The sequence below is a fragment of the Endozoicomonas sp. ONNA1 genome, assembly GCF_024606325.1.
Classification (GTDB): domain Bacteria; phylum Pseudomonadota; class Gammaproteobacteria; order Pseudomonadales; family Endozoicomonadaceae; genus Endozoicomonas_A.
The window spans coordinates 1-6,940 of the sequence record NZ_JAHHPN010000633.1; the positions used below are offsets into that span (position 1 = coordinate 1).

At 50.6% G+C, this 6,940-nt stretch carries 7 protein-coding genes; 6 read left to right on the plus strand and 1 reads right to left on the minus strand.

Going from position 1 to position 6,940, the window contains the following annotated elements:
* Positions 1-366 precede the first annotated feature (366 nt).
* The 5 genes from KDK19_RS14880 to KDK19_RS14900 all read left to right on the plus strand — a co-directional run bounded on the left by KDK19_RS14880 (position 367) and on the right by KDK19_RS14900 (position 4,063).
* Positions 367-1,104 carry an ATP-binding cassette domain-containing protein gene (locus tag KDK19_RS14880; protein WP_257252332.1) on the plus strand — a complete coding sequence of 246 codons (738 nt, stop codon included), beginning with the start codon at positions 367-369 and terminating at the stop codon, positions 1,102-1,104.
* Between the two features lie 38 nt (positions 1,105-1,142).
* The gene (locus KDK19_RS14885; RefSeq protein WP_257252331.1) at positions 1,143-1,916 is read left to right on the plus strand and encodes a lysine/arginine/ornithine ABC transporter substrate-binding protein; all 774 of its coding nucleotides are present in this window, start codon (positions 1,143-1,145) and stop codon (positions 1,914-1,916) included.
* Between the two features lie 70 nt (positions 1,917-1,986).
* A complete protein-coding gene (gene artQ / locus KDK19_RS14890; protein ID WP_257252329.1) occupies positions 1,987-2,649 on the plus strand; it encodes an arginine ABC transporter permease ArtQ in 663 nt (220 codons plus the stop codon).
* On the plus strand, positions 2,646-3,326 hold the full coding sequence (artM, locus tag KDK19_RS14895; RefSeq protein WP_257252327.1) for an arginine ABC transporter permease ArtM: 681 nt from the start codon (positions 2,646-2,648) through the stop codon (positions 3,324-3,326). The genes artQ and artM overlap by 4 nt, the downstream gene beginning before the upstream one ends.
* A gap of 50 nt (positions 3,327-3,376) precedes the next feature.
* Positions 3,377-4,063, plus strand: a complete 687-nt coding sequence (locus KDK19_RS14900) for a hypothetical protein (protein ID WP_257252326.1) — start codon at positions 3,377-3,379, stop codon at positions 4,061-4,063.
* Here the strand turns inward: KDK19_RS14900 and KDK19_RS14905 are convergent.
* A complete protein-coding gene (locus KDK19_RS14905; protein ID WP_257292260.1) occupies positions 4,052-4,669 on the minus strand; it encodes a TetR/AcrR family transcriptional regulator in 618 nt (205 codons plus the stop codon). The two genes, KDK19_RS14900 and KDK19_RS14905, sit on opposite strands and share 12 nt — an antisense overlap.
* Before the next feature lie 137 nt (positions 4,670-4,806).
* On the opposite strand from KDK19_RS14905, the gene KDK19_RS14910 reads away from it, so the two are divergent.
* Positions 4,807-6,855: an NADPH-dependent 2,4-dienoyl-CoA reductase gene (locus KDK19_RS14910; protein WP_257252323.1), complete on the plus strand. Its 2,049-nt coding sequence runs from the start codon at positions 4,807-4,809 to the stop codon at positions 6,853-6,855.
* The last annotated feature ends 85 nt before the right edge of the window (positions 6,856-6,940 follow it).

Genomic DNA, 6,940 nt, shown 5'->3' on the forward strand with positions numbered 1-6,940 from the left:
CTCAATTTCTTGCAATCCTCGCTACGGACGCTTAAGTCCGACAGGCTGCTAGGTAAAAAAACGTTAATCATGAATAGATATTCATAATTACTTGATTTTATCCACGATCATATAAGAGAATCCACTTTCTTGTGAACCAGTCGTCTGTTCGGCCTATGCTTTCCCGGTAAGAAAGGGTTAAGCTCAACGGACCCCATCAGCCCTGAAGCCTGCCCATACTGCAAATCGGGACAGGCTTTTTTGTGCAAGCGCCTTAAACACCTTGCATGGGGCAGGACTCTGACAGGCAGTCATGAGCAAAAAAATTTCCGCTGCATCTCATACTCACCGAGGCGGGAATTCTCACAAAATGGCAGATGAAAGGCAATGGGCATAATCGTAGAGGGCCTCAGCAAAGCATTCGGCTCCACAAAGGTTCTTAAAAATATCAGTTTTACTATCCCCCGTGGTGAAACCACTGTTCTTCTTGGAGCCAGCGGCGCAGGCAAAAGCACCTTGCTGCGCATGCTGAACTTGCTGGAAACACCCGACAAGGGCACCATGAGCATTGCTGATATGGCGTTTAATTTCAACGACAGTCATAACAGCAGACAGCTGAACAAACAGGCTTGCGCCCTGAGGCGCAAGGTAGGCATGGTATTTCAGCAATATAATCTCTGGCCACATATGACGGTGCTTGGCAATCTGATTGAGGCTCCGGTTGTGCAGGGTATGCCCAAGGAACAAGCCACGACTAAAGCCAGAGAACTGTTGGAGCGTGTCGGCCTGTCTGAAAAAGCAGATGCATGGCCTTCTTCTCTGTCGGGAGGTCAGCAGCAGCGGGTGGCTATTGCCCGCTCCCTGATGCTGTCACCTGATGTTCTTTTGTTCGATGAACCCACTGCTGCTCTGGATCCGGCTATCACCAATCAGGTGGTAGAAGTGATCAGGGAACTGAGCCATTCCGGTATCACCCAGGTAGTGGTCACTCACGAAGTCGAATTCGCGCGAAAAATTGCCAGCAAAGTGATTTATCTCGAAGATGGCCATATTGTTGAAGATGGATCATCCGACCACTTTGCTCACCCCCGGACAGAGGCTTTCCGCCGCTATCTGGAACATTGATCCACCGGATACTTTTGGGATTTCTGGAGTACCAAACAATGAAAAAAATGTTCGCTTCAATACTGGCGACCAGTGCTTTGACAATAGCCACTGCACTCATTAGCGTTCAATCTGTTCAGGCTCAGGCTGCCGAAACTATTCGCTTTGCTACAGAAGCTACTTACCCTCCTTTTGAGTATGTGGGTAAGGACAATCAACTGGAAGGATTTGATATTGATCTGGCCAAAGCCATCTGTGACGAACTGAAAGCAGAATGTACATTTAGCAACCAGTCCTTTGACAGTCTGATCCCGAGCCTGAAGTTCCGCCGCTTTGACGCAGTAATTTCAGGGATGGATATTACTCCGGACCGCCTCAGGCAAGTCGACTTCAGTGGTCCTTACTATGAGAATTCAGCTGCCTTTGTAACCCATAAAAACAAAGGACTAACCTCTATTGAAGCACTCAGGAACCATTCTGTAGGTGTCCAGAACGGCTCTACCCATCAGCAGTATCTGATCGATAAACTGGAGAGTCAGGGTGTTAAGGTTCGTCCTTACGACTCGTTCCAGAATGCCTTTCTGGATATGACCAGTGGACGGGTTGATGCTGTCTTCGCCGATACTGCGGTTGCCAACGAATGGTTAGCAAAAAGAGGCGAAGGTCAGTATGCTCAACTAGGCCCAGAGGTGAAGGATGCGGACTACTTTGGCATCGGCTACGGAATTGCGGTCAGAAAACAGGACAATCTGAAGGAAAAAATGGATTCAGCCCTGAAAAAACTGAAAGAAAACGGCACATATCAAAAGATCTACGACAAATACTTTAACTAGAGCCCCAACGACTTCCTGGCTGCGGCCCATCCAGCTGCAGCCCCCTAACATCTGACAGACCTTTGTATCCATGCTTGATCTCTTCCTCAATGCAACTCTGATGACTCTGGGACTGGCGCTTTCTTCCCTGGTTCTGGGTATGATACTGGCTGGCCTACTCGCTTTGGGTGAACTGAGCCGTTTCCGGTTGCTGAGATACCTGACCATTTCGTGGGTCACTCTGGTCAGGGGACTGCCCGAGATCCTGGTGGTCTTCTTTATCTACTTCGGTGTGACCCACCTGCTCTTTCTGCTCACTGATGAGTTTATCGAAATCAGCCCTTTCACGGCCGGTACTGTTGCTCTGTCGCTGATCTTTTCCGCCTATGCCAGCCAGACTCTGCGGGGCGCTTTCATGGCCGTTCCGAGGGGGCAGTCAGAAGCGGCCAAAGCTTTAGGCATCAGCTCTGTCCGGTGTTTTTATCGGGTGGTACTGCCCCAGGCCTGGCGTCATGCATTACCCGGGCTGGGTAATCAGTGGCTGGTGCTGCTGAAAGATACGGCATTGGTTGCTCTCATCGGTGTGACTGACCTGTTACGTCAAGCCCAACTGCTTTCATCCAAGACTTATGAACCGTTTACCTGGTATGCAACAGCCGGTGCCATCTATCTGGTGATCACCCTAATCAGCCAACACTGTCTGGACAAGATGAAGCAGAAAACCAGTCAACACATCAGGACTGTGGACGTATGATATTAGAATCCTTGCCCGAATATCTGCCTCAATTATTGAAAGGTCTTCAGACTACTCTGGAGCTGACCCTTGCCAGCCTGCTGACCGGCCTGGTGATAGCTTTGCTGTTCACCCTGATCCTTTCTTTGCGCTTTAAACCTCTGGTCTGGCTGGTTCGGTTGCAAATCCTGCTCTTCACCGGCACGCCCCTTCTGGTCCAGATTTTTCTGATTTATTATGGCCCTGCCCAGTTTCCGATCCTGCAGGAAACCGCATTATGGTCATTGCTCAGCGAACCCTGGTTCTGTGCCATGCTGGCTCTGGCCCTGAATAGCGCAGCTTATTCCACGCAACTGTTCAAGGGGTCTATTGATGCAGTCTCTGCCGGCGAATGGGAAGCAGCTATGGCGCTGGGTATGACCCGTCAGCAGGCTCTGACCCGCATCATATTGCCCCATGCGATTCGCAGGGCACTGCCAGCCTACGGCAATGAAATAATTCTGGTAATGAAAGGAACCTCACTGGCCAGCACCATTACGTTAATGGATCTCATGGGCTATGCCGCTCGCCTGAACGCCCAGACGTACGATACTCTCACAGTGTTCTCTCTGGCGGGTCTGATCTATCTGACACTGACTGGAATACTGACACTGATAGTAAGATGGATAGAGCGTAGAGCGCTGGCATTTTCCCGCTAAATGCCGACTCTGTCCCGGAAGGCGGCAGCCAACCTGATCAGGAAATTACATTGCAGAGTACACTCTGGCTTATCAACGCCACATCAGTCACCATGGCAATAATACTGTTATCGTCAGCCGTTCAGGCTGAAAGTACTGCCCAACCCTGCCGACAGTTCTCCCTGAATGGATACGGACTCAATAACAGCAAAGCCATGGAAAACTGCCTGAACTTCATAAAAGCAAAAGCCAGCGTTTTCTATCAACAGCAGGACCCTTACCACAATCTGAGACATGGAGAACGAGTGGTAAGACATGCCCTGACCATTAACCAATCCGAATCGGGCAACGCCTTTCTTGTTGAAGCCGGTGCCTGGCTCCATCAATACCATGACCATCTGGACCAACTCGAGAAACTTCTGAAACAGACCGGATTAAATCCCGCCACTCAATCTCAGCTGCATGAGATTGTCAGGCTTTGCCGCCCCCACCTGATTTCCGGGAGTTCCCCCATAGAGGCGAAAATTGTCTTTGATGCCGATGCCATGGATCTCATGGGAGCCTACGGCATAACCAGAGAACTGGCCTGTAACCTTGAAGTCAGAAAGCTCCCCTACGATCAGGCACTGATGCAAACCCGAAAAGTACAACATCTTTTTGAAGAGAAACTAATGACCGGAACGGCTCGCGCCATGGCTCGAAATGATATCAGTGTCGCCCATCGGTTCTGGCGCAACTTTGATGAGTCAGAACCGTGATGATGAACTCATATTCTGTACTAACAGCCCTGCCGCTACATCGCACATGCTGTTGATAGAAGCCTTATCGAGATAAACTCCATCAATTAATAAACGACTTAAACCGTGCAAACTCCCCCAGGTGACCTGGGCTACCCGCAGGGCATCCTGATCTTGACTGAAATCATCACCCGTCAGGCATTTTTTGACAAAGTCGGCGTAAAGTTGGAAAGCTTCAAATGAGATTTTACTCAGTTCATCAGTGGGCTGCCCATTCTTCCAGATAGGTCGGCCAAACATCAGGTCATATTGCTCGGCATGATTCTGGGCAAAATCGATGTAAGCATGGGAAAACTCACGAAACCAACGTTCAAGATCGTCCGGAGCCTCTTTCAGCCTGCTCCCCAATGCCTGGTACCATTGATTGAAACCTTGCTCAGCAATGGCACACAACAGTTCATTCTTGTCTTTGAAATGGTGATAGGCAGCGGTTCTCGAGACCCCAACACCTTCAGCCAACCCACGCATAGAGAGCTTCTCAACGCCGGACCCGGCGATCATCCGGGTTGCCTCATTAATGAGGCTTTGTCGCAAGTCTCCATGATGGTAATTCTTTTTGGCTGACATATTTTTACTCAATGGCAGTGCTCTGTTTCAGAAAATGAATACTCAATCTTGACAGTGTCAACATACAGTCTTATCTTGACGCTGTCCAGATAACATAATTACAAATGCCCCTTAAAGAACATGATGAGGATCTCTCGATGATCACCTCCACAAACAGCCCTGAGCCGCATAAGCTGTACCCTCACTTGCTGGAACCACTGGATCTGGGCTTCACACAGTTGAAAAACCGGGTATTGATGGGTTCCATGCACACCAACCTGGAAGAGCATCCCGGTGGCTACGAGCGACTGGCTGCTTATTTTGGTGAGCGAGCAAAAGGTGGCGTCGGCCTGATGGTGACGGGCGGTATTGCGCCCAACTGGGAATCCGGCGGCTTGCCCAATGCGGCCCAGATTACAACAGAGGAAGAGATTGCCGGTCACAGCCTGGTCACACAGGCCGTGCACAAGGAAGACGGCAAGATCTGTATGCAGATCCTGCACACGGGTCGCTATGCCTACCATCCCAAGGCCATTGCTCCAAGTGCCCTGCAAGCACCGATTGCGCCCTTTCCACCCAAAGAGCTGACACCGGAAGAGATTGACGGCCAGATTGAAGATTTTGTGCAATGCAGCCTGAACGCTCAGAAAGCCGGCTACGACGGTGTTGAAATCATGGGTTCGGAAGGTTATTTCATCAACCAGTTTATCGTCGCCAAAACCAATCACCGGGATGATGACTGGGGTGGCCGATACGAAAACCGCATCCGACTTCCGATTGAAGTCATTCGTCGCGTAAGAGAAAAGACCGGCACGGACTTTATTATTATTTATCGTCTTTCCATGCTGGATCTGGTTGAAGGTGGCAGCAGCTGGGATGAGATTGTCGAGTTAGGCAAAGAGATCGAAAAGGCGGGAGCGACCATTATCAATACAGGTATCGGCTGGCACGAAGCGCGCATTCCCACCATTGCAACCATGGTCCCCCGTGCTGCATTCACTTGGGTCACCGCAAAGATCAGAAAAGAGTTAAGCATTCCTGTTATCACCTCCAACCGTATCAATATGCCAGATGTGGCTGAAACGGTTCTGGCCAGAGGCGATGCCGACATGGTTTCCATGGCTCGCCCTCTGCTGGCTGACCCTGAGTGGGTTAACAAAGCTGAAGAGGGCCGTGCTGATGAAATCAACACCTGTATCGCCTGTAATCAAGCCTGTCTGGACCATGCTTTTGAACTGAAACTGGTCAGCTGTCTTGTTAATCCGAGAGCCTGTCATGAGACCGAATTAAACTATCTGCCTACTGACGAGCCGAAAAAACTTGCAGTGGTCGGTGCCGGTCCCGCCGGCCTGTCTTTTGCGACCACTGCCGCTTACAGAGGTCATGATGTCACTCTGTTTGAAGCCGCTGACAAAATCGGTGGTCAGTTCAACATTGCCAAACAGGTGCCGGGCAAGGAAGAGTTCTATGAAACACTTCGTTACTTCCAGCGCCAGATAGAGCTGACCGGTGTCAACCTGAAACTAAACACCCGGGTTTCCGCCAGTGAACTGGAAAACAGCGATTTTGATGAAGTCATCGTAGCGACCGGTGTCACACCGCGTACACCCGATATTGAGGGACTGGATCACCCCAAAGTCCTGACCTACCTGGATGTCTTCAGGGGCGCAGAAGTCGGCAAAACCGTAGCAGTGATCGGTGCCGGCGGAATTGGTTTCGATCTGAGTGAATTCATTACCCAGAAAGGGCCTTCACACAGTCTGGATGTTGAAGCATTTATGAAAGATTGGGGGGTCGATATGAGCCTCAGTAACCGGGGTGGTCTCGCTCTTTCCGGTTCCCGTGGAGAAGAAAGTTCACGGGAGGTTTACCTGCTTCAGCGCAAGAAGACGAAGCCGGGAGCCACCCTGGGTAAAACCACCGGGTGGATTCACCGAACCGAAATGCTCAAGCGTGGCGTAAAAATGGTGCCCTCCTGCGAATATCACAAGGTAGACGATAGTGGTCTTCATGTGTCCATTGATGGCCAGCCAAAGGTTCTGGATGTGGATAACGTAGTCATCTGTGCGGGTCAATTACCACTCAGAGAGCTGGCCGACACCATCACCGGAAAGCCTGTTCACCTTATCGGTGGTGCCGACGTGGCTGCAGAACTGGATGCCAAGCGAGCTATCAATCAGGGGGCTCGCCTCGCCGCTGAAATCTAATCCGCTTATGTGACGATAGACTTACACACACCCTAGCAGCCTGTCGGACTTAAGCGTCCGTAGCGAGGATTGCAAGAAATTGAGG